Source organism: Desulfovibrio sp. JY (assembly GCA_021730285.1).
Lineage (GTDB): Bacteria > Desulfobacterota > Desulfovibrionia > Desulfovibrionales > Desulfovibrionaceae > Solidesulfovibrio.
In genome coordinates, this window is the sequence record CP082962.1 from 2,696,230 (window position 1) to 2,720,929 (window position 24,700).

The 24,700-nt window shown below is 64.6% G+C and carries 18 protein-coding genes; 8 read left to right on the forward strand and 10 right to left on the reverse strand.

What is annotated here, in order from left to right; genetic code table 11:
- Nucleotides 1–84 precede the first annotated feature (84 nt).
- The 4 genes from ffh (at nucleotide 85) to rimM (ending at nucleotide 2,879) form a co-directional block, all read left to right on the forward strand.
- On the forward strand, nucleotides 85–1,617 hold the full coding sequence (gene ffh, locus K9F62_12045; protein UJX39460.1) for a signal recognition particle protein: 1,533 nt from the start codon (nucleotides 85–87) through the stop codon (nucleotides 1,615–1,617).
- Between the two features lie 59 nt (nucleotides 1,618–1,676).
- Complete coding sequence (rpsP, locus tag K9F62_12050; GenBank protein UJX39461.1) at nucleotides 1,677–1,916, forward strand: 30S ribosomal protein S16; 240 nt, start codon at nucleotides 1,677–1,679, stop codon at nucleotides 1,914–1,916.
- Nucleotides 1,917–2,064: 148 nt separating this feature from the next.
- Nucleotides 2,065–2,298, forward strand: coding sequence for a KH domain-containing protein (locus K9F62_12055; protein ID UJX39462.1), 234 nt, complete (start codon nucleotides 2,065–2,067; stop codon nucleotides 2,296–2,298).
- 29 nt (nucleotides 2,299–2,327) lie between these two features.
- Nucleotides 2,328–2,879, forward strand: a complete 552-nt coding sequence (gene rimM, locus K9F62_12060) for a ribosome maturation factor RimM (GenBank protein UJX39463.1) — start codon at nucleotides 2,328–2,330, stop codon at nucleotides 2,877–2,879.
- Between the two features lie 671 nt (nucleotides 2,880–3,550).
- On the opposite strand, the gene K9F62_12065 is transcribed toward rimM, so the two are convergent.
- Together K9F62_12065 and K9F62_12070 are read right to left on the reverse strand one after the other, a co-directional pair.
- Nucleotides 3,551–4,711 carry an NAD(P)/FAD-dependent oxidoreductase gene (locus K9F62_12065; protein ID UJX39464.1) on the reverse strand — a complete coding sequence of 387 codons (1,161 nt, stop codon included), beginning with the start codon at nucleotides 4,709–4,711 and terminating at the stop codon, nucleotides 3,551–3,553.
- A gap of 216 nt (nucleotides 4,712–4,927) precedes the next feature.
- Complete coding sequence (locus K9F62_12070; protein ID UJX39465.1) at nucleotides 4,928–8,272, reverse strand: PAS domain S-box protein; 3,345 nt, start codon at nucleotides 8,270–8,272, stop codon at nucleotides 4,928–4,930.
- Between the two features lie 246 nt (nucleotides 8,273–8,518).
- On the opposite strand from K9F62_12070, the gene K9F62_12075 reads away from it, so the two are divergent.
- Nucleotides 8,519–9,616: a glycerol dehydrogenase gene (locus K9F62_12075; GenBank protein ID UJX39466.1), complete on the forward strand. Its 1,098-nt coding sequence runs from the start codon at nucleotides 8,519–8,521 to the stop codon at nucleotides 9,614–9,616.
- Between the two features lie 6 nt (nucleotides 9,617–9,622).
- Here K9F62_12075 and K9F62_12080 read toward each other — a convergent pair whose 3' ends face one another.
- The gene (locus K9F62_12080; GenBank protein UJX39467.1) at nucleotides 9,623–10,096 is read right to left on the reverse strand and encodes a pyridoxamine 5'-phosphate oxidase family protein; all 474 of its coding nucleotides are present in this window, start codon (nucleotides 10,094–10,096) and stop codon (nucleotides 9,623–9,625) included.
- Between the two features lie 143 nt (nucleotides 10,097–10,239).
- A complete protein-coding gene (locus K9F62_12085; protein UJX39468.1) occupies nucleotides 10,240–10,932 on the reverse strand; it encodes a type 1 glutamine amidotransferase in 693 nt (230 codons plus the stop codon).
- Between the two features lie 200 nt (nucleotides 10,933–11,132).
- On the opposite strand from K9F62_12085, the gene K9F62_12090 reads away from it, so the two are divergent.
- Together K9F62_12090 and K9F62_12095 are read left to right on the forward strand one after the other, a co-directional pair.
- The gene (locus tag K9F62_12090; GenBank protein UJX39469.1) at nucleotides 11,133–12,440 is read left to right on the forward strand and encodes an aminotransferase class V-fold PLP-dependent enzyme; all 1,308 of its coding nucleotides are present in this window, start codon (nucleotides 11,133–11,135) and stop codon (nucleotides 12,438–12,440) included.
- A 562-nt stretch (nucleotides 12,441–13,002) separates the two neighbouring features.
- Nucleotides 13,003–14,631: an aminotransferase class V-fold PLP-dependent enzyme gene (locus K9F62_12095; protein ID UJX39470.1), complete on the forward strand. Its 1,629-nt coding sequence runs from the start codon at nucleotides 13,003–13,005 to the stop codon at nucleotides 14,629–14,631.
- 253 nt (nucleotides 14,632–14,884) lie between these two features.
- Here K9F62_12095 and K9F62_12100 read toward each other — a convergent pair whose 3' ends face one another.
- The 5 genes from K9F62_12100 to K9F62_12120 form a co-directional block, all read right to left on the reverse strand.
- Nucleotides 14,885–16,339, reverse strand: a complete 1,455-nt coding sequence (locus tag K9F62_12100; protein ID UJX39471.1) for an NAD-dependent succinate-semialdehyde dehydrogenase — start codon at nucleotides 16,337–16,339, stop codon at nucleotides 14,885–14,887.
- 81 nt (nucleotides 16,340–16,420) lie between these two features.
- The gene (locus K9F62_12105) at nucleotides 16,421–17,200 is read right to left on the reverse strand and encodes an N-acyl homoserine lactonase family protein (GenBank protein ID UJX39472.1); all 780 of its coding nucleotides are present in this window, start codon (nucleotides 17,198–17,200) and stop codon (nucleotides 16,421–16,423) included.
- 47 nt (nucleotides 17,201–17,247) lie between these two features.
- Nucleotides 17,248–18,402, reverse strand: a complete 1,155-nt coding sequence (locus K9F62_12110) for an iron-containing alcohol dehydrogenase (GenBank protein ID UJX39473.1) — start codon at nucleotides 18,400–18,402, stop codon at nucleotides 17,248–17,250.
- Between the two features lie 164 nt (nucleotides 18,403–18,566).
- Nucleotides 18,567–19,997, reverse strand: coding sequence for a hypothetical protein (locus tag K9F62_12115; GenBank protein UJX39474.1), 1,431 nt, complete (start codon nucleotides 19,995–19,997; stop codon nucleotides 18,567–18,569).
- A gap of 344 nt (nucleotides 19,998–20,341) precedes the next feature.
- A complete protein-coding gene (locus K9F62_12120) occupies nucleotides 20,342–22,432 on the reverse strand; it encodes a sigma 54-interacting transcriptional regulator (protein ID UJX39475.1) in 2,091 nt (696 codons plus the stop codon).
- 227 nt (nucleotides 22,433–22,659) lie between these two features.
- Here K9F62_12120 and K9F62_12125 point away from each other — a divergent pair, with 227 nt between their 5' ends.
- Complete coding sequence (locus tag K9F62_12125) at nucleotides 22,660–23,541, forward strand: AraC family transcriptional regulator (protein UJX39476.1); 882 nt, start codon at nucleotides 22,660–22,662, stop codon at nucleotides 23,539–23,541.
- Between the two features lie 361 nt (nucleotides 23,542–23,902).
- Here the strand turns inward: K9F62_12125 and larB are convergent, their stop codons facing one another.
- Nucleotides 23,903–24,691, reverse strand: coding sequence for a nickel pincer cofactor biosynthesis protein LarB (gene larB / locus K9F62_12130; protein UJX39477.1), 789 nt, complete (start codon nucleotides 24,689–24,691; stop codon nucleotides 23,903–23,905).
- Nucleotides 24,692–24,700 lie beyond the last annotated feature (9 nt).

Below are 24,700 nucleotides of genomic sequence, written 5' to 3' on the forward strand. Positions count from 1 at the left end.
CCGTCCACGGGGCTCTCGCTTGACGGCCGGATCAAAGGCGGTTAAGTAGTCCAACTTTGCCCTTTACCGAGGTGCGCCAGGACCATGTTCGACAGCCTAACCGACAGACTCGACGACGTCTTCCGCAAGATCAGGGGACACGCCCGCCTGACCGAGGAGAACGTCCAGACCGCCTTGCGCGAGGTGCGTCTGGCCCTGCTTGAGGCCGACGTCAACTTCAAGGTCGTCAAGGACTTCATCGAGCGCGTGCGCGAGCGGGCCATGGGCCAGGACGTCCTCAAGAGCCTGACCCCGGGCCAGCAGGTCGTCAAGATCGTCCACGACGAAATGGTCGAACTGCTCGGCGGCCAGGCTCAGGAACTCGACCTCAAGGCCTCCCCGGCCGTCATCATGGTCGTGGGCCTGCAAGGCTCGGGCAAAACCACCACCTGCGCCAAGCTGGCCCTGAAGCTGCGGCGCGAACTCAAGCGCAAGCCCTATCTGGTGCCGGCCGACGTCTACCGCCCGGCGGCCATCGACCAGCTCCACAAGCTGGCGTCCCAGCTCGATATCGACGCTTTTCCGTCCACCACGGACCAGAGCCCGGTGGATATCTGCACGGCCGCCCTGGAAGAGGCCAAGCGCACCGGCCACGACGTGGTGCTGCTCGACACCGCCGGCCGCCTGCACGTCGACGAAGCCCTCATGGAGGAGCTCTCGGCCATCAAGGCCAGGACCAACCCCGGCGAAATCCTGTTCGTGGCCGACGCCATGACCGGCCAGGACGCCGTCACCGTCGCCTCCTCGTTTAATGACCGCCTGGGCGTCACCGGCGTGGTGCTCACCAAGATGGACGGCGACGCCCGGGGCGGCGCGGCCCTGTCCGTGCGCCAGGTCACGGGCAAGGCCATCAAGCTCGTGGGCACGGGCGAGAAGGTCGCCGACCTGGAAGTCTTCCATCCCGACCGGGTCGCCTCGCGCATCCTCGGCATGGGCGATATCCTGACGCTCATCGAGAAGGCCCAGACCGACGTGGACGCCGAGGAAGCGGCGGCCATGGAGAAGAAACTGCGCAAGGCGCAGTTCACCCTGGAAGATTTCCGCACCCAGATGCGCCGGGTCAAAAAACTCGGCTCCATCGAAGGCCTGCTCAAGCTCATTCCCGGCATGTCCCAGATCCGCAAGCAGCTCGGCGAAGTCCAGATGCCGGAAAAGGAGATGGCCCGGGTCGAGGCCATCATCAGTTCCATGACCAAGGCCGAGCGGGCCACCCCCAAGCTTATAAACGTCAGCCGCAAGGAACGCATCGCCAGGGGTTCGGGCACCACGGTCCTGGAAGTCAGCCAGCTTCTGAAAAATTTCAGCCAGATGCAAAAGATGATGCAGCGCATGATGGGCGGCAAGGGCATGCCGAGCATGCCCAAGATGCCCCCTGGCATGAAGATGCCCGGCGGTATGCCGGGGGGGATGCCGGGTATGCCCCCGGGAATGCCCGGTGGAATGCCTGGCGGTATGCCGGGCGGCATGCCGGGAGTCCCCGGCGGCGGCGATCCCGAAGCCATCCGCGCCGCCCGGGCCGCGGCCAAGGCCGCCGTCAAGAAGAAGAAGGAACAACGGAAAAAACGGAAAAAACGCTAGCCGGACGGCGGGCGGTTATTCCACAACAGCTATCATCCCGAAGGACAGGAGAATACGTTATGGCCATGAAACTGCGTCTGACCCGCATGGGTTCCAAGAAGCGCCCGTTTTACCGCATTGTCGCCATGGACTCCAAGACCCGCCGCGACGGCCGCGCCCTGGAGTATCTGGGCTACTACAACCCCATGGTTGACCCGGCGGAAATAAAAGTGGATAGTGAAAAAGTGCGGTCCTGGCTTGAGCGCGGAGCCAAGCCCTCGGATACCGTGCGCGCCCTGCTGCAGAAGGCTGACGTCTAGGCTCCTCCGGCACACGACGCTTTGAAGAAGAGGTCCGGGCCGGAAATCCCAGACGCCGCCGCTTCACCCCCGGGTACGGCCCGGGGGGTATACGGAAACGGAGGCGGGAGTCCTTCGCTTGCTCTTACGGTTACCTCAGGAGGTGCGTATGTTGAAGGACTTGATTGAGTATGTGGCCAAATCCCTGGTGGACAACCCGGATCAGGTGCAGGTGTCGGAGATAGAGGGCGAACAGACCTCGGTCATCGAACTCAAGGTGGCCAAGGAAGACCTCGGCAAGGTTATCGGCAAACAGGGCCGGACCGCCCGTGCCATGCGCACTATCCTCGGCGCGGCCTCGACCAAGGCTCGCAAACGTTCCGTGCTGGAGATCCTCGAATAGGACGTCCCGCACCTATCGAAACGACCGCCATGGGCCCGGAAAAATACATTATCGTGGGTGACGTGGCGCGCCCACACGGCATCCGAGGGGAGTTGTGCATCGACAGCCATGCCGACTCCCCTTCCTATTTCGGCCGGGGTGCCGTGGTGCGCCTGTGTCCGGCCGGGGCCCCGGGGCGCGGCCGCGACTACACCGTGCGCGCCGCCCGCGTCCATAAGGAACGGGTGCTCGTCAGCTTCGAGGGCGTTCCCGACCGCAATGCCGCCGAGGCCCTGCGGGGCTTGGCCATTTGCGTGCCGGCCTCGCGCCTTGCCCCGCCCGAACCCGACGAGGTCTTTCTCCACCAACTCCTCGGCCTGCGCGTGCGTCTGGCCCAATCAGCCCCCACCAGTCCCGACTTCGGCGTCATCGAAGACGTCCGCGACTCCGGCGGGGCCGAGCTCTGGGTCATCCGCGACGCCGCCGGCCATGAAATCCTCTTTCCCGCCGCCGACGAACTGGTGCCCGACATCGACCTCGAGGCCGGTTTCGTGGTCATCGATCCGCCGCCCGGTCTGCTGGAACTCTACCAGACCGACTAACACCGCGTTCGTTTGTCCGAGTATCGCCGGAGCGGCGATGCGGTTTCTCACGGCAAAGCCGACATAGTATCGGTTTTGTCTGGGGAGGTTGCCGTGTTGTCGTTGCACTGTTGCCGTTGTTTTGCTGTTGCTGTGGTCGCCGTTGTTGGTCGGGGCGGCTGAGGGCAGTGCGGCAGCCGTTGTAGGTCGGGCCGGCCGGGGGCAGGGCGGCCGCGCGCGGCGCATATTTGAAGAATACGCCTTCGCGTCCGTCCTGCCCCCAGCCGGCCCTGGTCGCGCGTCCCATCCCCGGGAGCGATGCGTACCGGACGTACGGAGCTTACAGCCGTTGGAAAGCAGGGGGTGTAGGTATTCGCAGGCTTTCCGGCGAGCGCCTCTGCGTACGACGCCATAGCTGAAAGCAACCTTTGCTGCTGCATGTGTAGGCCCACCGCCGGCCGCCCGATGCGGACTCCTATTCGAGTGAGGGCGCGTTCCTCCATACGCCGCTCTTCCCTCTCGGATCTAAAAGGGCTCTTCATTTCCTCTGGAAATGAAGAGCCCTTTTTCATGCTGCATCCGGTGAACCCTGAAGCCCATGCACCCCTTTGAAAGTTTTTGATGGGGGGTCCGGGGGGAAACTTTTTTCAAAAAGTTTCCCCCCGGCCGCCGGAGGCATCCTCACGCATCCCTCACACAACACCTCCTGCAGCAAAGCCCGAGGCCCAGGCCCAGTGCAGGTTGAAGCCGCCGAGGCGGCCGGTGACGTCGAGCAGTTCTCCGATGACGTAGAGGCCGGGGACGTCGCCGGCGGCCAGGGTTTTGGAGGAGATGCTGTCCACGGCGACGCCGCCGAGGGTCACTTCGGCCTTGGCGTAACCTTCGGCCCGGGCCGGGGTGAAGGGGAAGGCGGAAAGCGCCGTGGCGAGTTTGCGGCGGGCCTTGGGCGAAAGCCCGGCAGCGGGGCCTTGCGCGCCCAGGTGCTGGCACAGGGCGGTGGCCAGGCGCTTGGGCAGGCAGCCGGCCAAAGCGTTCTTGATTTCCTGGCGGCCGGCATCGGCCAGGATCGCCTCGGGGTCGCGACCGGGCAGCCAGTCGATGGTGAGCGTGTCGCCCTCGCGCCAGAAAAGCGAGGCGTCGAGCACGGCCGGGCCGGAGACGCCCTTGTGGGTGAAAAGCAGTTCTCCGGTCACGTCGCAGGGACCGGCAAGGTGCACGGGCAGGGACACGCCGGCCAGTTCGCGGCAAAGCGGGGTCATGTCCGCTCCGGCCAGAAGCGGGGTGAGGCCCGGGCGCAGTTCAGTGACCGGCAGGCCGAAGCCCCGGGCCAGGGCGTAGCCGCAATCCGTGGCCCCGAGTCCCGGCCAGGACCGCCCGCCCAGAGCCAGCACCAGGGAGGCGGCGCGCACGGGGCCGGCGCTGGTGTCGATAATGAAGGCGTCGCCGTCCTTGCGGGCCTCGAGCACCTTCGTGCCGAGCTGGATGCGGGCACCCGCACGAAGGGCCTCGGTCGAAAGAAACCGGGTCAGGGAGAGCGCGCCGTCGCGGCAGAAGACCTTGCCGCCGGGCTCCTCCACCGTGGCCACGCCGCCGGCATGAATCCAGTCCAGGAAATCGGCGGGGGAAAAGCGGGCCAGGGCGGATTTGACGAAATGCGGGTTGGCGCAGCGATAATCCGCGGCCCGGATGTCGGTGTTGGTGCAGTTGGCCCGGCCGCCGCCGGCGGCCAGCACCTTGCGGGCGGCCTTGGGGCCATGGTCGATGACGAGGGTGTCGCGCCCCCTGCCGGCACAGGCAATGGCGCAGCAAAGGCCGGAGGCCCCGGCTCCCAGAATGACGACGTCGGTGTGCATAGTTATAACATGATCCGGGGGGAAACCTTTCTGAAGAAAGGTTCTCCCCCCGGACCCCCTTTCCAAAGACTTTTAGTAATACTGAAGTGTTAGATGTAACCTGTTGGCCAAGTCGTAAATTTGAGGAAGGGGAGGGTGCGAGAGGGGAGAACCCTTTTTTAAAAGGGTTTCCCCTCTCGCACCCTCTTCTCCATTCTCCTCTCTGTTCTTTCTTCCCTACTTCCTGACCACGGTCATCCAGGTCTCGAGGGTATCGAGCAGCCGCGCCTTGGCGATGGGCTTGGTCTGGAAGTCGTCGCAGCCGGCGGCCAGCCCTTGCTGGCGATGTTGCTCGAAGGCGTGGGCGGTCAGGGCGATAACCGGGGTGCGGGAACGTCCCAGTTCCATTTCCATGCGGCGCAGGGCCTTTGTCGTTTCCAATCCGTCCATCTCGGGCATTTCCATGTCCATGAGCACGATGTCGCAGGGCGTTTCGCGCAGGGCCTCGAGCCCGGCCTGACCGCTGGGGGCCCAGGTCAGGTCGAAGCGGCTGTCTTCGAGCATGAGCCGGATGACTTCGGCGTTGCCGGGGCTGTCCTCGATGAGCAGGACCGATGCCCGCCAGCCGGAGGAAAGGGCGGGCTGGGCCTTGGGCGGGGCGTCGTCCGGGATCGGCACGGCCATGGGGCGCAGCGGAAGGCGCACGGTGAAGGTCGACCCCCGGCCGACCGCGGTTTCCACCTGAATGCTGCCGCCCATCAGGTCCACGAGTTTCTTGCTGATGGCGAGTCCCAGGCCGACTCCGCCGTAGAGGCGACTGGTGGAGGCGTCGGCCTGGGTGAAACGGTCGAAGATGACGGGCAGCTTGTCCTCGGGGATGCCGATGCCGGTGTCTCGCACGTCTAGGCGCAGCCAGGAACCGCCGGCGGGGTCGTTCTCCCGGCCGATGTGCAGGACGATGCTGCCCTGGTGGGTGAATTTGACGGCGTTGCCGAGCAGGTTGACCAGCACCTGTCGGATGCGGTCCGGGCTCAGGGATACGCGCGGGGGCAGCCCCTCGGCGACCACAAGGCGCAAGGTGATGTTTTTCGCGGCGGCGTCCGGGCGCATCATGTCCACGATACGCCCGGCGAGCTCTTCGATGTCGCAGGGTTTTTCCTCAAGGATAAGGCCGCCGGAATCGATCTGGGACAGGTCGAGGATGTCGTTTAAAAGGCCCAGCAGGCTTTCCCCGGCGCTCTCGATGGCCAGGATGGCCTGGGCCTGCTTCGGCGGCAGATCGGCGGCGGAAAGCGCCTGGGCCATGCCCAGAATGGTGTTCATGGGCGTGCGGATTTCATGGCTCATGGTGGAGAGGAATTCCGTCTTGGCCCGGTTGGCGGCCTCGGCGGCCTCCTTGGACCGGCGCAGGGACTGCTCCATGGCCTTGCGCTCGGTGATGTCCACCAGCACGGACAGGACGCAGCTTTCGCCGTACGCCTGGATGGGCACGGCGGAATAGAGCACCACCACGGTGGAGCCGTTTTGATGGAGCAGTTCGAGTTCCTTGCCGACGATGAAGCCTTTGGCGGTAAGCTCGTCCACCATCTCCCGGCGGCCCTCGGAGCGTGACCACAGCCCGAGGCCCGGGCTTTCGCGGCCGATCACGTCCGCCTTTTCGTAGCCGAACATGTGCGCACAGTTCTCATTGATGTCCATAATGCGGCCGGTGCCTTGGGTATTCACGCAAAGCCCGACCGGGGACAGTCGGAAAATCTTGGCCAGTTGGTCCTGACTTTCACGCAGGGCCGTCTCGTCCTTTTTGCGGCGGGTGATGTCGGTATGGGAGCCGGCCATGCGCACGACCCGACCGCTGCTGTCCTTGAAATTCGCGCCCCGGCCGACGATCCACCGATAGGAGCCGTCGGCGTGGCGCAGCCGGTACTCCACGACGAAGCTGTCCGTCTCGCCGTCGGCGCAGCGCCTGTTTTCCCGCATGACGGCCTCGACATCGTCGGGATGGATGCGCTTGCTCCATTCGCTGACGGTCGGGGGCACCGCATTCGGGGACAGCCCGAGTATTTCCAGATAGCGGGGCGAAAAATAGACCGCATCCGTGAGCAGGTCCCAGTCCCAGATCCCGTCGTTGGAGGCGCGCACCACCAGGGCGTAGCGGGCTTCGCTGGCGGCCAGGGCGTCTTCGGCCTGCTTGCGCTTCGTGATTTCGTTGCCGACGCAAAGAAATTCGGCGGGATTCCCCCTGGGGTCGCGCAGGGCGATCACGGACCAGGCGATCCAGATGGAGCGGCCATGTTCCCCGATATGTCGCCTGTCCAGAGACCGCGCGCCATCCGGAGTCTCGACCAGGGCGGACAGGACCGCCTCCCACGATTCGGGGGCGTCGTCGTCCGACGCGTTCCCCAAAACGTCGATGCCGCGCCCGAGCATGCGCGCCAGGGGAATGCCGAAGGCCCGTTGCCCCCAAGCGTTACAGAACACCACCCGGCCGAGGAGGTCGAGGCGCACGATGAGGCAGGTCGCGTTTTCGACCAGTTCGCGGTAGCGGCGTTCACTCTGGCCGACCGCCTCGAGCAGTTCCTCGAGCCTGGTCGTCTGGTGGCGGACGGTTCGCCGTAGCAGGGCGTTTATGGACAGCAAGACAAGCGCCGCCGCGGCCAGGGTCGCCACGGCCCACAGGGCGTAGCGTAGGCTGGACGAGGGGAACAGGGGCGTACCGCGCCATCTCTTGTCGATATCCGTGAGGCTTTTTGCCGGAATGCTGTCGAAGCCCGCTTCGACAAAGCGCAAAAGCGCCGCGTTTCCCTTGCGCACGGCGCGGTGCAACTCGCCGGTATAGAGGGTGAAGGCCAGCTTGAACTCGCCATCGATCCCCTGCTTGGAGAGGTGGTACATCGCCGGTGGCGCGTCCATGCAAAAGACCTTGACCTTGCCGTCCTTGGCGGCCTGGATCACGTCCTCGTAGGTGTCGTAGTACAAAAGCGGTCCGATGCCGTGCTGCAGCAATTTGTCGGCGCTGGCGTCGCCGCGTTTGACCGCCACCGGAAAGCCGCGCAGGGAGGAAAGGTCGGTTATGCCGGCCAGGTCCTTGTGCACGAAGACCGGTACGTCGATGGACGCGTAGGGCTTGGAGAAGAGGTAGTCCTTTTTGCGGGCCTCGTTTTCGAAAAGCAGGTCGATGACGTCGGCCTCACCCTGGCGCATGGCGTCCTGGGCCGCGTCCCAGGTCATGGGCACGAGGGTGACCGGCACGCCGGTGTGCTTTTCCCAGAGCTTCCAGTATTCGACCAGGATGCCGCGCACCTCGCCCGCAGGGGAGGTGATGACGTAAGGCGGGTAATCCTTGTCCACCACCACGGTGAGTTTTTTCGGGCGTTCCGGTTCGGCCGTGGGCGATTCCGCCAGGGGCGTCGGGACATCGGCCGGTGCGAGGGCGGGGAAAAGGGCAGCCGACAGCACGGCTGTGACCAAAAGCAGGAAGAAGGCGCGGACGGCCTGTGTCAGGGGCTGGCCGGCGGCTGCGGCCGGCGGAAAGGCATGGGAGGGGCGGCGGGGGGCTGTCGCTTTCGGTATTGGAAATCGCATTGCCGCTCTGTTGTTGAGGTCGCGCCGTCTTGCGGAAGCCCATGCCCGCAACTGCTTTCCTGTTACGCGAAAGCCCTGCGGGCGGCAATGCGACCTTTTGGGCGCCCGCACCGGGCCGGGTCGGGGAGAAGCGGTGCTTCGCGGCGTCGCGAACCGGCTGCTTTTTTAGCCTTTCGCATGATTTTGTTTGCCAGGGAAAGGGGATAAGGCGAATATGGGGGGCGAGCCAAAAAGGGAGGACGCGGCATGATCAGCACCACGCTTTTTCCGGGACGGTATGTGCAGGGGCGCGGGGCGTTGTCCCGGCTGGGCGTCGAGCTGGCGCGGCTGGGCAAACGCCACTTCTGCCTGTGTTCCCCGCATGCGCTCGTGCAACTGCTGCCGCCCCTGCTGCCGGAGCTTAATCGGGCCGGGGAGGTGCACGCCGAGCGTTTCGGCCGGGAGTGCACGGACAGGGAGGTCGAACGCCTCGTCGCGGCGGTGACGGCCTTTGGCGCACAGACCGTGACGGCCTTTGGCGGGGGCAAGACCCTGGATACGGCCAAGGCCGTGGCCGTGCGCGCGAATCTCCCCGTGGCCGTAGTGCCGACCATCGCCTCCACGGACGCGCCGTGCAGTTCGGTATGCATCATCTACACCCCGGACGGGGTGTTCGAACGCGTGGACGTCTTGCCGCGAAATCCCGACCTGGTGCTGGTGGACACGGCCGTTGTGGCCAAGGCTCCGCCCCGCTTTTTGGTCGCCGGCATGGGGGACGCGTTGGCCACCTGGTTCGAGGCCGATTCCTGCCGCCTGAGCCGCGGCCCCAACATCGCCGGCGATCCGGGGTCCATGACGGCGAACGCCCTGGCCCGGCTGTGCTACGAAACGATTCGGGACTACGGCCTTTCGGCGCGTACCGCCTGCGAGGCCGGCGTGGTCACGCCCGCCCTGGAGCGGGTGGTGGAAGCCAATACGCTGTTAAGCGGCCTGGGATTCGAAAGCGGCGGCCTTGGCGCGGCCCACTCCATCCACAACGGCCTGACCGCGTTGGCCGGCGTCAGGGGCTGCTATCACGGGGAGAAGGTGGCCTTCGGCGTGCTGGCCTCGCTCTTTTTGCGGGAGTGGCCCATGGACCTTGTGGACGAGGTCTACGGCCTGTGCGCCCGGCTTGGTCTGCCGACGACCCTGGCCGACCTGGGACTCGCCGACGCCACCGACGCCGACCTGTTCCGGGTGGCCGAAAAGACCTGCGCGGCCGGCGAATCCATCTTCAACGAGCCCGTGGAGATCCTGCCCGAGGCGGTCTTTGCCGCGCTCAAGGCCGGCGACGCCGAGGGACGACGTCGGAAAGGGGCGGCATAGCGCCGCCTAGCTCCATTCCTTCATCGGCGGGTTGGACTTGCCGGTCATGGATTCGATGTCGATGCGCACCACGGCCGTTTTGGTCACCACCTCGGGCCGGAACCCCTCTTCCGGGCCGGCGAAGTGGTGCATGATGACGCGCAGTCCCTCGAGTTTTTCCGCTTCGTCCTCGATGATGACGGCCGTGCCGAAGCCGATGACCGACTTGTAGTAGGCGGTGTAATCGCAGGGGCGTTCACCGGTGACGATTTCCACGGCGCTGTCGATCTCGAAGCAGACCTTGGGATTTTGGCGCAGGATGTCCATCTTCTTGCCCTTAAGCGAGGAATGGAAATAGATGCTTCCCGGGGTATAGCCGATGTTGACGGGCACGACATAGGGCCACGCGCCGTCGTAGAGCCCGAGCCGGCACACCTTGGCCCGCATGAGCAGTTCTTCCAGTACGCCCCTGTCCGTGAGTTCCCGCTCTTTTTTGCGCATCGCCATCTCCCGGCAGCGTTCGATTCGTTTGTTTGGTTGGGGCCGGCCCTGGCCCCTTTGAACGTTTTTGAAGGGGGTCCGGGGGAAACTTTTTTCAAAAAGTTTCCCCCGGCCGCCGGAGGCTCTTCCTCCTCTCCTCCCCACTAAACGATCATGGCCTCGCAGACCTTGTGCATGAGCTCCTTGATGTCCTTGAAGGCTTCGCGGCCGGCGTGCATCTGCTTGGGGTGGTGGATGGTGGGGCCGGGGGTGGCCACATCGGCGGCGCAGTACTTGATGAGTTTTTGCATGTTCACCGGCTGGGTCTCCAGGTGGAACTGCAAGCCGACGACGTTTTGTTTATAGACGAAGGCCTGGTTGGCGCAGGCGGCCGAGGAGGCGGCGTGGACCGCTCCCGGCGGGATGGAGAAGGTGTCGCCGTGCCAATGGAAGGCATAAAACGACTGGGGGAATCCGGCGAAGACCGGTTCGGCCAGACCTTCCGGCGTCATTTCCACCTTGAACCAGCCGATTTCCGGCACCGGATTTTGGGTGACCGTGCCGCCGAGCACGACGGAGACGAGCTGGGCTCCCAGGCAGATGCCGAGCACCTTTTTGCCGGCGGCGATGGCCGCTTCGATGGCTTTTTTCTCCCCGGCCAGCCAGGGATATTCTTTCTCGTCGTAGACGCTCATGGGCCCGCCCATGACGATGAGTATGTCGTAGTCCGAGGCCGGAGGCGGGGTCTCGTCGGCGTAAAAGCTTGTGGCGGTCAGGGGATGGCCTTTCTCGGCGGCAAAGGATGCGATGGAGCCCACATCCTCGAAGGGGACATGGTAAAAGGCGTGCAGGCGCATGGGTACCTCCCGAAGTGACGATGGAAGCCGGCGCGACGAAAGCGCCGATGCCGGTTGTCGGTTCCCCCCCGGGTTCTTGTCAAGGCCGGGGGACCGCAAACGCCGGCCGGGGCCTTCCACGGGGCGCGGGATTGGCATATAGGGGCACCATGCCCGACGCCCCGCGCGGGCGGGGCATCAACACAAACGCGAGGAACTCCATGACCAACCCCACGTGGCATGCCCAGACGCTGGCCCTGCATGCCGGCCATGCTCCGGACGAGGATACGCTTTCCCGGGCCGTGCCCATCTACCAGACCACAAGCTTTTTGTTCCGCGACGCCGCCCACGCGGCCAACCTGTTCGCGCTCAAGGAAGCCGGCTACATCTACACGCGGCTTGGCAACCCCACCACCGACGTGCTGGAAAAACGCCTGGCCGCCCTGCACGGCGCTCCGGCCTGCCTGTGCACCGCCTCGGGCATGTCCGCCATCTTCTACGCCGTGGCCGCCATCACCAAGGCCGGACAGAACATCGTTTCGGGCAGCAACCTCTACGGCGGCACCCACACGCTTTTCGAGCATACGCTGAAGCGCTTCGGCATCGAGGTGCGGTTCGTGGACTCTTCCGACCCGGCCAATTTCGCCCGGGCCATCGATGCCGACACGCGCCTCGTCTACACCGAATCCATCGGCAACCCGCGCTGCAACGTGGACGACCTGCCCGCCATCGCCAAGGTGGCCCACGACGCCGGCATCCCCTTTATCCTGGACAACACCGTGGCCGCGCCGCCCATCCTCAACCCCTTCGAGGTGGGGGCGGACATCGCCGTCTATTCCCTGACGAAAATCATCGGCGGCCACGGCACCTGCATCGGCGGGGCCATTGTCGAAAGCGGCGGCTTCGACTGGGCGGCGGGCGGAAAATTCCCGGAGATCACCGCGCCCGATCCCACCTACCACGGGGCCAATTTCTGGGAGATGCTGTGCGAACTCGAAGGCACGCCGTGCTCGGCCTTTTGCACCAAGTTGCGCACCGGGCTCATGCGCGACATCGGCGCGACCCCGGCTCCCATGAACAGCTTCCTTATCATCCAGGGCCTGGAAACGCTGCCGCTTCGGGCCCGGGCGCACTGCGCCAATGCCCAGCGCGTGGCGGAATTCCTGGAAGCCCATCCCAAGGTGGCCTGGGTCAATTACGCCGGCCTGCCAAGCCACAAGGACCACGCCCGGGCCAAGAAGTTCTTTCCCCTGGGGCCGGGTGCGGTGTTCGGTTTCGGACTCACGGGCGGCATCGAGGCCGGGCGCACGTTCATCGAATCGGTGAAGCTGTGCTCGCACCTGGCCAACATTCTCGACGCCAAGACCCTCGTCATCCATCCGGCCAGCACCACCCATTCCCAGCTCACCCCAGACGAGCTGGCGGCGGCCGGCGTGCCCCCGGACATGGTGCGCATCTCGGTCGGCATCGAAGACGTGCGCGACATCATCGCCGACCTGGATCAGGCCCTGGCCCAGGTCTCGGCGTAGGAGCGGGGAGAGGAAGAGAAGGCGGCCGGGGGAGGGAACCCCTTTTTTCAAAAAGGGGTTCCCTCCCCCGGACCCCCACCCTCCCGAAAAACTTTAAAGGGGGGACGTCGGGACGTTTTCTCCACTGGTGTTGCGATCAAATTGAGATTGTTTTCTATAAGGAATAGTGAGGAAATTTAGGAAGGGGAGAGCGCGAGAGGGGGCAACCCTTTTTAAAGGGTTCCCCCTCTCGCACGCTTTGTCTCGCTGAACGCGCCGTGGGTGACTGCGGCGCGTTTCCATTTTGTCGCACCAGGATGGCGTGGGGACGCATTTTCTCCTCGGTGGCGTTCCTCAAGCGTTCTTCTTTGAGAAATATATTTTACAATTTTGCAGTTTTTATGTTTCATACTCCATTGTGGAGATTTGAATGGGGCGGTGGATTGCAGCTTGCCCTCCATGGTGAGGCGCGCTATGCCGTAATTATCGCATCACATACGGTGATCGCTTCGGGTCTCATGTTTTACAGGCCTCATCCTCCCTGCATTGTAACTCGCTTCCAACCTCAAGGAGATGCCAGCCCATGAGCCAATTCAGCCGCCGCAAATTTATCGGAATCGCCCTGGGCGCCAGTAGCGTCGCCATGCTGCCCGGCGTGGCCTTCACCACCGCCCAGGCCGAAGCCAAAAAGACGCCCAAGCCCAAGGCCGAAACCGGGTCGGCCATGGACAGGATCAAAGCCGCCATCGCGCATTGGGAAAAAGACGGCCGGCCGTTTGCCGCCGATGCCCTGGCCGCGGACAACGACGCCCAGTGGGACAAGCTGGTGCGCCACTATTTCGACCGGGACGCCTTCACCAGCATCTCGGTCAACGCCGCCAACCTGTGCCCGTCCATGAAGCCGGTGTCTTCCATGGTGGAGCTGGTCCAGAGCCTGCTTGCCGCGGACATCTCCTTTCCCATGCGCGGCGAGTTGGCCGACGCGAGCCTCGTCAACGGCCTTGGCGCGGTGAAGGACTGGTTCGGCTTGGGCCAGATCAAGAGCCCGGCCGATTTTCTGCTGGCCCTGACCGCCAACTCCACCGAGGGCAACAACTTCATCAATAACGGCCTTGTGACCTCGGGCTTTTTCGATCCCCAAAAGGACAATGTCGTCGCCTGGGACGTCAACCATCCCACCAACTACGACGCCTGGTTCTACCGCAAGGCCACCCAGGGCTGGGGCAAGGATTCCGTGCGCGTGTTGCAGACCAAGATGTTCGCCAACACCGTCACCGACGCCGAGCGCGCCGCCGGCATCATTCCCTCCGATCCGGCCTCGGAAAAGGAAATCCTGGAAGCGCTACGCCGCATGGTGGACAAGAACACCAAGATCGTGACGCTGTCCTGGCAGTCCAACGAATGCGGCATGCTGCTGCCCATGAAGCGCATCGTGGACGAACTGCGCACGATCAACAAGGACATCTACATCCACGCCGACAGCGCCCAGACCTTCGGCGTGCTGGACTTGAACCTGGACAAGGTGGGTGTGGACAGCATCGCGGGGAGCTTTCACAAATGGCCCTGCGGCCCCAAGATGGTCGGTATCCTCTACATGAACAACCGTACCGGCGCGGCCGAAAAATTCACGCCGAGCATCTGGGGTTACGACGAGCACATCAATACCCCGGCCGACTATGGCTTCCCGGCCGAGTCCGGCAAGATCGACCCCAATGCCAAGCGGTTTTCCTACCTGGGCCAGCAAAACGACGCCACGCTGGTCTCCACCTGGATGGCGGCGCTGTTCCATACCGGCCATTTCCACCCCGGCGTGACCCCGGCCAAAATCGAGGCCCGCGTCCACGCCTTGGGCGACAAGGTCAAACAGGCGCTCTTCAAGCACCTGCCCAAGGTGTTCCCGGACTTCACCGCCAAAACGGCCTACAAGTGGATCACCACGCCGACCACCAACGACGCGCTGCGCAGCTCCGTGTTCCTCTTCAAGACGCCCGAAGGCATCGGGGCCGGCGACGTCATGAAGCACGTCTACGAAAAGCACGGCTTCGCCATCGCCAACCTCAAGGTGAAAGGCCACGACCTCGTGCGCGTCTCGCCCACCTTCTGCAACCTGTCGTCCGACCCGGAAGCCGTGGTCGCGGCCGTTGTCGACGTCATCAAGGCCATGCAGTCCAAGAAACTCGCCAGCAACGTCCACAATCGGTCGTATGCGTAGGAGGCGAGGATAGAGAGGAGGCAACCGGGGGAGGGAACCCTTTTTTGAAAAAAAGGGTTCCCTCCCCCGGACCCCCACCCTCCCCAAAAACTTTAAAGGGGGGGTCTTTTCTCTGCTGGCGTTGCGATCAAGTCGAGATTGGTTTTTATAAGGAATAGTGAGGAAATTTAGGAAGGGGAGAGCGCGAGAGGGGGCAACCCTTTTTAAAGGGTTCCCCCTCTCGCATTCTCTTCCCCTTTCTCAATCTTCCTACTTATCCAATATACGAGCAGACGTATTTGATCTCGAGGTACTCGTCGATGCCGTATTTGGAGCCTTCACGGCCGATGCCCGACTGTTTCATGCCGCCGAAGGGGGCGACTTCGTTGGACACGAGTCCGGTATTGTGGCCGACGAGGCCGTATTCCAGCGCCTCGGCCACCCGCCAGACGCGGCTGGCGTTTTCCGTATAGAAGTAGGCGGCCAGGCCGTATTCGGTAGCGTTGGCCGCGGCGATCACTTCTTCCTCGGTCTCGAAGCGGAAGATCGGGGCCAGCGGGCCGAAGGTTTCCTCGCGGGCCACGCGCATTTCGCTTGTCACGCCCGACAGGATGGTCGGTTCGAAGAACAGGCCGCCCAGGGCATGGCGCTTGCCGCCGAGCACCACCTTGGCGCCTTTGCCCAGTGCATCGGCGATGTGGCTCTCCACTTTTTCCACAGCCTTGGCATCGATCATGGGGCCGATGAGGACCCCGGGCTGGGTGCCCGGTCCCACGGGCATGGCGGCCACGGCTTCGGCAAGGCGTTTGGCAAAGGCGTCGTGGATGCCGGACTGGACATAGAGGCGGTTGGCGCACACGCAGGTCTGGCCGGCGTTGCGGTATTTGGAGGCGATGGCCCCGGCCACGGCCTGTTCCAGGTCGGCGTCGTCGAAGACGATGAAGGGCGCGTTGCCGCCGAGTTCCAGGGAGAGGCGCTTGATGGTCGGCGCGCACTGGGCCATGAGCTTGCGCCCGACCTCGGTCGAGCCGGTAAACGACAGTTTGCGCACGATAGGGCTGTCGGTCAGCACCTTGCCGATGAGGCTCGATTTGCCGGTGACGACCTGGAGCACGCCGGCCGGCACCCCGGCCTGCTCGGCCAGGACGCCGAGCGCCAGGGCGGTGAAAGGCGTCTTGGCGGCCGGGCGCACGATCATGGCGCAACCTGCGGCCAGCGCCGGTCCGGCCTTACGGGTGATCATGGCGGCCGGGAAGTTCCAGGGCGTGATGGCGGCGGTGACGCCGACGGGCTGCTTGAGCACGAGCAGGCGCTTGTCGGCGGTCGGCGCGGGAATCACGTCGCCGTATACGCGGCGGGCTTCCTCGGAGAACCATTTGATGAAAGACGCCGCGTACATGATCTCGCCCTTGGCCTCGGCCAGGGGCTTGCCCTGCTCGGTGGTCAGGATGGTGGCCAGATCGTCGGCGGCCTCCAGGATCAGGGCGTGCCATTTTTCCAGCACCGCCGCGCGCTTGGGCGCGGCCAGGGCGGCCCAGGGCCTCCAGGCCGCGTCGGCGGCGGCGATGACGCCTTCGATTTCCGCGGCCGACAATTGCGGCGCCTTGCCGACCACGCTGCCATCGGCCGGGTTGGTGACGGTGTCGGTCTCGCCGCCTGCCGCCGCCACCCACTGGCCGTTCACCAGACAGGCTTCCTTGAACAGTTCCGGGTTTTTCAGATTCACCATGCCGCTCCCTTGGCCCGCGACCGTGCGGACCGGTTTTTCATGGTTGGCGGTGGGGGATCTTTGCCGGCCCCCCGCGTCGGATCAATCGTAGTAGGCCGGGGCCTGCTTGACGGATTTCCAGGCTTCGGGATCGTGGCCGGTCATGATGGTCACGCCGTGGGCGTCCTGGAGCAGGCGCATGCGTTCGACGCTGCGCACGGTGTCGCCGGCGTTCCACATGAGTCCCGGCAGGGTGCCGTTTTGCAGGTTGTCGGTGGTGTAGCAGGAGTCGGCGGCCAGGAAGGTGGGGCCGCTTTTTTCGAGATTGACGAGAATGGACTGGTGGCCGGGGGTGTGGCCGGGGGTGAAGTGGATGGTGATGGCCTTGTCGCCGAACAGGTCGAACCCCTCGTCGCGCCAGCCTTCGAGGATCACCCAGGGCACGTCCTTGTCGAAGTCCTTCCGGATGTAGGCGGCCTTCATGTAGGGGTCGGGCACGTAGGCGAAGTGGAGTTCGTCGCGCTGGACGATATATTTGGCGTTGGGGAAATGGCCCACGCCGCCGGCATGGTCGAGGTGCAGGTGGGACAGGATGACGTAGCTTACGTCTTCCGGGGCGCAGCCGACCTTTTTGATGGCGTTGGCGCACCACTGGTCTTCGGTCATGACCGGATCGTAGGCGGCCAGGATGGAGCCCCAGTGTTCTTCCTTGTGGTGGACGGTTTCGAGGGCGTTGCCCGTGTCGAAAAGCACCTTGCCCTTGGGGTGGTCGATGAGCGCGAAGGGCACGGGGACGTCGAAATCCTTGTTTATCCCTTTGTTCAGGGTGAAGTACTGCTGTTTGCTTTTGAGGATGCCCGCTTCGAACATGTACATTTTCATGGGTATTCTCCGCGTTGGCTGCAGGTGTGCGAGGTATGTCGAGCCGCCTACAGGGCCTGCCGGTAGATGACGGCGGCGTCTTCCTGGGTCATGTGGCGCGGGTTGTTGGCCAGAAGCCTTGTCACCAGCATGACGCTGGCGGCCAGCGTCGGCACGTGCTCCTCGGTGACGCCGTAGGCGGCCAGATGCTGGGGCACGGCCAGATCCTCGGCCAGCTCGGTCAGCGCCGTAACCGCGCTGGCGGCGGCCTGGCGCAGGCTCAGGCCCGCAACCGGCTGGCCCAGGAAGGAGGCGAGATCGGCGAAGCGCGCGAGGTTGCCGGTCTGGTTGAAGCGCATCACCGGCACCAGCATGATGGTGTTGGCGATGCCGTGGGGGATGTGGAACTCGGCGCCGATGGGGTAGGCAAAGGCGTGCACGGCCGTGACCCCGGCGTTGGCGAAGGCCATGCCGGCCAGCATGGCCCCGCGCAGCATGTTTTCCCGGGCGGGCAGATTGTCGCCCTTGGCGTAGGCGGCGCGGATGTTGTTGTAGATCAGGTGGATGGCTTCCTTGGCCAGCATGTCCGTCGTGGGCGTGGCGTTGATGGAGGTGTAGGCCTCCAGGGCATGGATCAGCGCGTCCATGCCGGTCGCGGCCGTGACCTTGGGGGGGAGTCCGATGGTCAGCTCGGCGTCGAGCAGGGCCACGGCTGGGAAGATGTACGGGCTCACGATGCCCTTTTTGAGCTTTTCGTGGTGGTCCGAGAGGATGACGATGGGCGTCACCTCGCTGCCGGTGCCGGCCGTGGTGGGAATGAGGATGGTCTTGAGCCCGGGGGTGGGGATCAGGTCCGTACCGAAGTACTTGCCCACCGGCCCTTCATTGGTGGCCATGACGGCCGTGATCTTGGCCATGTCCAGCGACGAGCCGCCGCCGATGCCGATGATGACGTCCGCCTTGGCCCCCCTGGCCACGGCCAGGGCGTCCTCCACGATTTCGTAGCGCGGATCGGCCTCCACCTTGTCGAAGCGGACATGGGCCAGGCCGGCCGCATCGAGCAGGCCTTCCAGGCGTTCCACGATGCCGGATGCCGCCACGCCCGGGTCGGTGATGATGCATACGGACGTTCCGCCGAGGCGGCGGACCTCGTCGCCCAGGCGGGCGATGGTTCCGGTTCCCAGGATGATGCGCGGGGTCGTGGCGAAAATCTCCTGATGCATAAGACAAGCCTCCGGGTAATACGGTGGTGGTTGAATATGGAGCGGCGACAGCTGGTCCGCCGTCGCATTCTGCCGTGTCCTGCCTCGTGTCGCGTTCTCGAAATTCGTGCATACGAATTTTGAGAATAATATGTTTAAATAATTATTTTTTAGAGAACGCCGCACTAGACGGAGGATTTCTCCCCGGCCAGGGCGTCGGCTTCGGCGTCAAGGGCGCGTTGCAGGTCCTCGGCCCAGATCGGGGCGGCGGTGGTGTCGCCGCGGAAGAAGTCCAGGGCGTAGATGATGAAGCAGACAACAAGCCCGGCCCCGAAGGCCCAGGCCGCGCCCTTGGAGATGAGGATGCCGGCCACCATGCCGCCGATGCCGAGGTCTTTTAGACTCTTGGCCTCGCGCGCGCCGATGTAGACCGACACGAAGCCCTGAATGATCATGGTCAGGGACAAGGCGGCCGGCAGGATGGGCCGCGTCATGGAGACGATGGGCAGCAGCCAGTAGCCGGTGAACGTGCCCCAGCGGAAGGCGGCCACGCCGCCGAAGATGGAGTCCATGCTCTCGCGGCCGGTCTTCCAGCGTTCGTAGGTGACCACGGTCATGGCCGCCCAGATGGGGCCGCACATGGAGACGTCGGGGCCCATGATGGACATGAAGGTGTTGCGGGCGCCGACGATCAGGTGGGCCCGGTCGGGGTTGTAGTCCACGTGTTCGTCCGGGCGCTTGGCGTCGGCGTCGCGGATGATGCCCTGGGCCTGGACGGCGTCGCCGAAGATCACGATATAGGCGGCCAACACCAGGGGGATGGACTTGAGGTACATGGAAAGCGACGGCCAGCCGAGGGTGCCCCAGGGAACCCAGTCGGTCCACAGGGTGGTGAAGGCGGGGTGGGAGAAGCCCCACTGGATTTCGAAAGGCGCTTCGCCGACCAGGGGGGCGATGATGATGGCCGCCACGATGGCCGGCAGGATGCCGAGGTTGGCCGCCAGCTTGACCACGGCGTTTTTCGTGGACCAGCCCCGAAACAGCGGGTTGTACATCATGAAAAGGGCCACCAGGGCGCAGACGCTGATGGTGATGGGCATGGTGTAGAACTTGCCGCCTTCCTTGAAGATGAGCTGGATGGCGGCGATGCCGGCGCCGAGGATGACGCCGGATTTGACGGCCCGGGGAATGAGCCCGATGACCGTGCGGGCAAGGCCGGTGACGCCGAGGAAGAGGCACCAGATGCCGAGCATCAGCTCGAAGGCGATCAGCGCGTGCATGCGCTCCGGGCCCATGGGATAGGTGAGGCAGTAGGCGATCAGAAGCGGAATGGCCGGCGTGACCCAGCCGGGGACCACCGGGTCGCCGAACAGGGAATGCCAGAGGTAGAGGAAGCCGTTTAGGATGACGATGGCCAGGGCCACTTCGAAGGGCATGCCGAGGGTATCCTGGAGCACCGGGATGATCGACAGGCACACCGCGCACATGACCAGGCCCTGCACATAGTCGGCCCATTCCCAGCGGTAATGAATGCCGGGAAGGCGCAGTTTCAGTTTCCACAGGGGAATGTAGGGCGCTTCGTTATCAGGTGTCCGTCTGACGCTTTGCACTGCCATGAAGTCCTCCAATCACTCGGTTCGACTGCATTGCCTTTGACGCCGGACGTCGTGTGCCAGGCGCGCCTATGTAGGCCCCAAAAAGCCACGCCGCCCGTTCCAAGAGATCAATATCCATGCCAACGAGATGAAAAAAGGAATAAAAACAGGAAGGGCAGCAATGCCGGAGGGATGTCGTGCCGATTGACCGAAGCTGCCTACCCGCAAGTGATGATAATAAACATCAGGTGATGCGGGCGCGCATCGACCCGAAAAGAGAACGCGCTACACGTTATGTGATTCGTGAGAAAATAAAGAGGGATACAAAAGCGATGCCGTGGCGCATCGGATGATGCTCGGGGGCATCAGGCTTCGGACAGCCCGTAGCGGCGCGCTTTGCGCACGATGGTCGACTGGTTGACCCCGAGAGCCCGCGCCGCCTTGCGCGTGGAACCATGGGTGGCCAGGGCCTGCCGGATGGCTTCCCGCTCGGCGGTTTCCAGAATGCCCCGCAGCCCGGTCTCCTCGGTCGTTTCGACTTCCCCACCGCCCCTGGCCGCGGCCAGGGCCCGGGTGGCCGCCCCGCGGGTGATCACGTCGCCCTGACACAGGACCACCAGCCGCTCCATGGTGTTTTCAAGCTGGCGCACGTTGCCCGGCCAGGAACAGGCGGCCAGATAGTCGCAGGCTTCGGGATCGATCTGGCGGCTGAGGCCGTACTTGCGGTTGAAGCTCCCCAGAAAGCGGTAGATGAAGTCGAAGATGGCCTCGCGTCGTTCCCGAAGCGGCGGCACGACCAGCGGCACGACGCTTAAGCGGTAATAAAGGTCGCTGCGGAACAACCCTTGGCGCATCAGGGTTTCCAGGTCCCGGTTGCTGGCGGCCATGATGCGCACGTTCACGGCGGTCGGGCGCACCTCGCCCAGGCGCAGCACCATCCGTTCCTGAAGCACGCGCAACAGCTTGGCCTGCAACCCCAGCGGCAGCTCGCCTATCTCGTCGAGAAAAAGCGTGCCCTGGTGGGCCAGCTCGAACACCCCCGGCTTGCCGGCCCGGCAGGCCCCGGTAAAGGCCCCGTGGACATAGCCGAAAAGTTCGGATTCGAGCAGCGCTTCCGGGATGGCCGCGCAGCTGATCTTGACAAAGGGCCTGTCCTTGCGCGGGCTGTGCTCGTGGATGATGGAGGCCACCACCTCCTTGCCCACCCCGGATTCGCCGAGGATCAGCACCGTGGAGTCCACCTGGGCCAGGCGCAGCGCCTGCTCGTAGACGTCGCGCATGCGCTTGGAGCGCACCACGATGCGCCCGCCCTGGCCGATGCTTTTGCGCAGCGAATCGAGCTCCATGCGGTAGCGGTCGTGCAGGGCGCTGATCTTTTCCAGTTCTTCCTGCAGCCGTTGCAGCTCGGTGACGTCGCGCACGTTGGTCACCACCCGCCACAGCTTGCCCTTTTCGTCCAGGATGGGGTTGCCCGTGACCACGATGGTTTTGCCGCGCTTGACCTTCTGGATAATGGTTTCGCTTCGCAGCGACTCCAGCACGAGCAGGGTGACGGACTGGTCGTAGAACCCCTCGCGCACCAGATCGCGCATGCTGCGCCCCACCACCTCGGCGGCGCGGATGCCGGTGATGCGTTCGTAGGCGCGGTTGATCTGCAAGGTGACGCCCTCGCCGTCGGTGATGAAAATACCGTCGAAGGAGGAGTCGATGATGGAGCGCAGTTCCCGGGACAGGTCGCGCAGGCTGCGCAGCTTGCCGAGCACGGCGTGGCGGTCGTTGACGTCGCGCAGCCAGACCATGCGGCAGGGCGCGGCGTTTGGGCGATAGGGGTCCGGGACCTGCCAGCGCAGGGTCACGTAGCGGGAGTCGTCGCGCATGGCCAGCGCCACCGCCGCCGGTTCCACCGGGTCGTCCTCGACATCGAAGCCCGCGCCCACAAGCGCTTGCCGCAGGCCCACGCCCCGGCGGCCGGCATCGCCAAGCACCAGTCTGGCCGCGTCGTTGGCCCAGCCGATGATCCCGTCGCGGTCGCACAGGAGCAGCGGCTCGGGAAATCGGGCCAGGGCGCGGGCCCAGGGCTCGGCCGTATTGGTCCGGTTGGTTGCGATTTCGGGCAAAAGGCTCGATGCGTCCACGCAGCCCATGATCCGGTTGAGGCTGTCGACAACGGCCAGGAACCGGTTCTCGTACCAGGCGATCTCGTTGACCGGGGTGTCGGGCTGCACGGCGCAGATGTGGCGATGGGCGTGGTGGGAAACCGGGTCGGACAGATTGGCTCCGCCGGCCAGGGCGCGGATGAGGTCGTCGCTGGTGAATATCGTTTCCGGATAGCCGGAGTCGCCAAGCACCTGCGCCCCGCCCACGCCGTTGCCGCGAAAAAGCGCGGCCGCCTCGCGCAGCGTGTCGTCCTTGCGCAGGAAATGCGCGTTGTGCTGCATGATGTCGTGGACTTTCATGACCTGCTCCCGTGTCGCCGGCGTGAGAAAATCCTCTGAACCATGGTCACTATAGGAACAGTATCCGTTCGGGGTCAACTCGGAGCGAATATCGAATGGAAATCCTTCTCAAACGATAAAACAGGCTGTATATCGCTTGATTCTTGTCTGATACTGCCAATTGTGATAGAAAATGGCAGCCGTCACAGGGGCCGCAAGCCACGCGGCCGCGACGGCGGGGAGGCCCCATGCGGGAAATCGCCGAACTCATGGGCCGGTTGGCCGTAAACGAAGGGGAAACCGCCACGGATGTCCCCGGCGTCGCCCTGCACAAGCGCACGGGAAGCATCTGCCGCACGCCGCTGCTCTACCAGCAAGGCGTTATCATCCTCGGCCAGGGCGCCAAGAAAGTGCATCTCGCTGACACCATCTACACCTACGACCCGGATCACTATCTGGTCTTGTCCGTGCCCCTGCCCGCCGAATGCGAGGCCGTGGTGCACCCCGGCGAGCCGCTCCTGTCGCTTAAGGTCGATATCGACCTGCACATGCTCACAAGCGTTATCGACCAGATGGACGAGGCCGCCCCGGGCAGCCCCGCGCGACCGTGCTGCTGCCGCCATCAGGGCCTCACCCTGGCCTTTGCCGACGCCCCCTTCAAGGAAACGGTTCGCAGACTCCTTTGCGCGCTCCTCTCTCCCCGCGAGGCCCGGGTGCTCGGCCGGGGACTGGTGCGCGAACTGCTCTTTCGCATCATGTGCGGCGAAAACGCCGCCTCCCTCTACGCCCTGGCCCACAAAAACACCGGACTCTCCCGCATCGACAAGGCGCTCAAGCAAATTCACTACAACTTCAGCCAGCCCTGTAGCGTCGAACAGCTCGCCGGCTCGGTCAACATGAGCACCTCGGCCTTTCACCGTGCCTTCAAGGACGTCACCTCGCTCTCGCCCATCCAATATCTGAAAAAAGTGCGCCTCAACAAAGCCAGAAGCCTGCTCGTCGAAGACGGCCTGCGCGCCAGCGACGCCGCCCGACAGGTCGGCTACGAAAGCGTCTCCCAGTTCAACCGCGAATTCAAACGCTACTTCGGCGCCAGCCCCCGCCAGCTGCCGGAGATCAACGGTCGGTAGAGCGGGGGGGAGTGGGATGCGCGCCTCCGGCGACCAGGAGGGGCTTTGCCCCTCCTGGACCTCCCCACCGGGAGGCCATGGGCCCCCCGGACCCCCCGTCCGGTGTGCTTGGGCTGGACGGGGGCGGGGATGGCTGGCGGGGATGCGGGGAGTGGAGAAGATGGCGGCGGCATTTGCCTGGACGGTGCATGTCGCTTCGCGACAAGCTCGTCCCAGGCAAATGCCGCCGCCACCACGCCGTCGCCCCTTCGGGGCGAACGAAGAAATTTCCCCTTGGTCTTGGAAGAACAACCGTTCCCCCTTTGCCCCCCCTTAAAAGTTTTGGGGGAGGGTGGGGGTCCGGGGGAGGGAACCCCTTTTTTCAAAAAGGGGTTCCCTCCCCCGGTTCCTTCCCCTCTTCCTCCACCATATTATTGATCTTGCACGCGGCGCAGGCGGCGCCGAAGCCATTGTCGATATTGACGACGCTGACGCCGCCGGCGCAGGAGGTCAGCATGCCGCACAGGGCGGCGAAGCCGGACAGGGCGGCTCCGTAGCCGACGGAGGTGGGCACGGCGATGATGGGTTGGGGGAGCAGTCCGCCGATGACGCTGGCCAGCGCGCCTTCCATGCCGGCCACGACGATGAGCACCCGGGCCTTGCGCAGGGTATCGAGCCGGTCGAGCAGCCGGTGTAGTCCGGCCACACCCACGTCGGCGACGATGTTGGCGTGGCTGCCGAACATTTCGCAGGTGATGCGTGCTTCTTCGGCCACGGGCAGGTCGGAGGTGCCGGCGGTGACGATGCCGATTTCGCCGCTGCGCCAGTCGATGGGGCGGCGGATCAGGGTCAGGGTGCGGCCCAGGGTGTTGTGCTGCGCCTCGGGGCAGGCGGCGAGGACGTGCCGGGCGGTTTCCTCGGGCACACGGGTGGCCAGCACGTTGGAGCGCGCGCCCATGCGGCAAAAGATTTCGGCCACCTGGTCCGGGGTCTTGCCGGCGGCGTAGACCACTTCGGGCAGGCCGTTTCGCAGCGGCCGATGCAGGTCGATGGTGGTGTGGCCGAGTTCCAGGCTAGTCAGGTCGCGCAGCCGCGCGATGCCGGCTTCAACGTCGATGTCGCCGGCCTTGACGCCGGTCAGAAGCGTTCGCAGATCGTCTTTGATATCCATGGAATATAA

Coding starts and splice junctions, on each gene's coding strand:
- ffh (UJX39460.1), top strand. CDS start 85: ATGTTCGACAGCCTAACCGACAGACTCGACGACGTCTTCCGCAAGATC.
- rpsP (UJX39461.1), top strand. CDS start 1,677: ATGGCCATGAAACTGCGTCTGACCCGCATGGGTTCCAAGAAGCGCCCG.
- K9F62_12055 (UJX39462.1), top strand. CDS start 2,065: ATGTTGAAGGACTTGATTGAGTATGTGGCCAAATCCCTGGTGGACAAC.
- rimM (UJX39463.1), top strand. CDS start 2,328: ATGGGCCCGGAAAAATACATTATCGTGGGTGACGTGGCGCGCCCACAC.
- K9F62_12065 (UJX39464.1), bottom strand. CDS start 4,711: ATGCACACCGACGTCGTCATTCTGGGAGCCGGGGCCTCCGGCCTTTGC.
- K9F62_12070 (UJX39465.1), bottom strand. CDS start 8,272: ATGCGATTTCCAATACCGAAAGCGACAGCCCCCCGCCGCCCCTCCCAT.
- K9F62_12075 (UJX39466.1), top strand. CDS start 8,519: ATGATCAGCACCACGCTTTTTCCGGGACGGTATGTGCAGGGGCGCGGG.
- K9F62_12080 (UJX39467.1), bottom strand. CDS start 10,096: ATGCGCAAAAAAGAGCGGGAACTCACGGACAGGGGCGTACTGGAAGAA.
- K9F62_12085 (UJX39468.1), bottom strand. CDS start 10,932: ATGCGCCTGCACGCCTTTTACCATGTCCCCTTCGAGGATGTGGGCTCC.
- K9F62_12090 (UJX39469.1), top strand. CDS start 11,133: ATGACCAACCCCACGTGGCATGCCCAGACGCTGGCCCTGCATGCCGGC.
- K9F62_12095 (UJX39470.1), top strand. CDS start 13,003: ATGAGCCAATTCAGCCGCCGCAAATTTATCGGAATCGCCCTGGGCGCC.
- K9F62_12100 (UJX39471.1), bottom strand. CDS start 16,339: ATGGTGAATCTGAAAAACCCGGAACTGTTCAAGGAAGCCTGTCTGGTG.
- K9F62_12105 (UJX39472.1), bottom strand. CDS start 17,200: ATGAAAATGTACATGTTCGAAGCGGGCATCCTCAAAAGCAAACAGCAG.
- K9F62_12110 (UJX39473.1), bottom strand. CDS start 18,402: ATGCATCAGGAGATTTTCGCCACGACCCCGCGCATCATCCTGGGAACC.
- K9F62_12115 (UJX39474.1), bottom strand. CDS start 19,997: ATGGCAGTGCAAAGCGTCAGACGGACACCTGATAACGAAGCGCCCTAC.
- K9F62_12120 (UJX39475.1), bottom strand. CDS start 22,432: ATGAAAGTCCACGACATCATGCAGCACAACGCGCATTTCCTGCGCAAG.
- K9F62_12125 (UJX39476.1), top strand. CDS start 22,660: ATGCGGGAAATCGCCGAACTCATGGGCCGGTTGGCCGTAAACGAAGGG.
- larB (UJX39477.1), bottom strand. CDS start 24,691: ATGGATATCAAAGACGATCTGCGAACGCTTCTGACCGGCGTCAAGGCC.